General features: G+C 47.9%; 4 protein-coding genes. All 4 read right to left on the bottom strand.

Annotation, left to right across the window (positions count from 1 at the left end; all coding sequences use genetic code 11):
- Window positions 1-357, bottom strand: a 357-nt coding sequence (locus tag EBR25_13440) for a hypothetical protein (protein ID NBW41985.1), incomplete at its 3' end; no start/stop codon positions are given.
- A gap of 1 nt (window position 358) precedes the next feature.
- The gene (locus tag EBR25_13435; protein NBW41984.1) at window positions 359-538 is read right to left on the bottom strand and encodes a hypothetical protein; all 180 of its coding nucleotides are present in this window, start codon (window positions 536-538) and stop codon (window positions 359-361) included.
- Between the two features lie 35 nt (window positions 539-573).
- The gene (locus EBR25_13430; GenBank protein NBW41983.1) at window positions 574-1,290 is read right to left on the bottom strand and encodes a hypothetical protein; all 717 of its coding nucleotides are present in this window, start codon (window positions 1,288-1,290) and stop codon (window positions 574-576) included.
- A 301-nt stretch (window positions 1,291-1,591) separates the two neighbouring features.
- A complete protein-coding gene (locus EBR25_13425) occupies window positions 1,592-1,822 on the bottom strand; it encodes a hypothetical protein (protein NBW41982.1) in 231 nt (76 codons plus the stop codon).
- Between the last annotated feature and the right edge of the window lie 249 nt (window positions 1,823-2,071).

Here is a 2,071-nt window from a genome sequence, read left to right as displayed (position 1 = left end):
AATACCCCCTGCAAATATATATTTACCACCTGATAACTCTACGAATTTTGCTCTCTTAACTGTCTTTCCATCCTCAGTTGTGAAGTCGCCTGACACTTTAGGGTTGTACCGGACTGCGATTGTGATAGGTGTCAGTATACTGTTAAGAGTATCTGACCATTGGCCAACTACACCCGCATGGACGTTCTTCTGTCCTGTCCGGAGCACACGCTGCCTGCCTGCCTCGCTGACCTTGAAGGTCACGTCGGTCAGGTCGACAAACATTCGGTGAGCGATTACCTTTCCTTTCTTCTCACCTTCTAGTGCCATAATTGAGAAGCACTTTTTTGTAACATTGCGATATACGAATACTTTCACGTTATTCTCCTTTAATCACGTAGTCGCAACACTCAGTTGCGAATTTTAATTCTTCCTCGGTAGCACAATTGAATTGCGCTATCGTGACCCTTTTGCCCTTTCCTGCGAGAAGGACTATCAATTCCACCTGATAGAGCCATACTGGATGGCCAACTAATTCTCTGTATCTTGCTATTGTCATGGCTTGTTTCCTCCTTTGTATTTCTATTCGGCAATTCAGGCCGAAACTTTAACACTATTTTCATTCGGAGCTGACTGAGTACCAGAAAACTTACCCTTGCGTGCACCGTGCACGACTAGCCCGACAAAGAGAGTGTCAGAGAAGGCTGAGACGTCATCGGTCTCGCTGGCGTCTGCATAGCCTGCATCAGTCAATTCGTCGAGAGTCGAGAAGATTCTAGCGTGCGGCAAGTCTTGCCGGATACGAGAGTCAGCGAGCCCACCTACCGACTGGATGAGTCTGAAGTTAGGCGGAACGAGCCCTAAATCGTATGCCTTGTGGATGAATGGCAGGCTCTTTGAGTAGGCATAGAATTTCACGTCTGGGTTGAGGCGTGCGATTTCGAGCCAATTGAGCAAGTATTGCATGCTGTAGAAGTCACCGGAGTCATGCACTCGGATAGCCTTAATCTTCTTCTTCCAGCGCTGAATCTCGGAGTGCATATCTTGCACGAATGTCGGGGAGAGTGTCGCCTTAAACGCTGCCGCGCGTCGTTTGACGCCTGAGGCGAAAGCTTGCTGACCGACTGTAGCGTAGCAAAAGGCCTTGCATGACCCAGCGAGCGGGCAGTGAGTTATCGGGATGAGATTGAAACTAACGATGCCGCTCTTCTTGAGTTTAGTATTCCCATCGGAGAGCTTAATGTTAGCGGGCAGCGTGTCGTATTCGATGCCTAAATCAGCGAGACGTTTGCGAGTGTTTTCTATAAACATGTTAGACCCCTTTCCTCACGAGAACGAGTCTCGTTCGAGTATTGTGTTTCGCTCTTTTGAGCTCATCAGTGTAACCTCACAGTTACAGACACATGGTGCGAGGGTGTCAGTCCCGCATCCAGTCTCATCGTTCATTGGTTCTATTTGAACCCGACCGCTAACGACTAGAGCGGTGTTTCGGAGCGAGCGGAACTTGTCCTGACTCCCAGCCTAGCGGTTTTGAGCATTTACTCTGGCTTACCGTCTGCCGTTGTTTCTTATCCTCTTATCGGCATCCTTGCCGGAAACTTGAGAAGTTTTTTTACATTTTCTCAAGCGCCTGAATCATTTCATTGGCTTGCTTCAGGTCATGAACATCCCAAGCAATTTTCCACTTGAGAGCGTCAATTTTCGCTTGGAGCTCTGTGAGTTGCGCCTCATTGCGCTTAATCCTCTCAATTGCTCTATTGGCGCTTCTAAGCTCCGCTTCTAAGACTTGCTCTTTAGTCTTGAGTGAGCCATCTCGGTTCTTGCCGTAATAAACTGCGCTCATCTTGAATCCTCCTTGTTAGGTTCATCCTCTTATCGTCACTTCTCCGAAAACCTTTAGAGGTTTTTTGGAGATTTTTTGTCAGGAGCGTTTCACTCTCGACACTCCCTGTATAGCACACCCCATGCCAAGCGGGTTTCTCGTGTGATTACAGGTAGATGCAGGAAATGCACACGGTTCGCTGGTGTTTAAGGATTGGGCGGTTTTTAGCAAGCGGTTGATATCAGGCCGTTATTTTTTAGACAGTGTACA

Source organism: bacterium (assembly GCA_009926305.1).
In the GTDB taxonomy this organism is placed as follows: Bacteria; Bdellovibrionota_C; UBA2361; order UBA2361; family RFPC01; genus RFPC01.
This window is presented reverse-complemented; position numbering and strand designations above follow the sequence as displayed.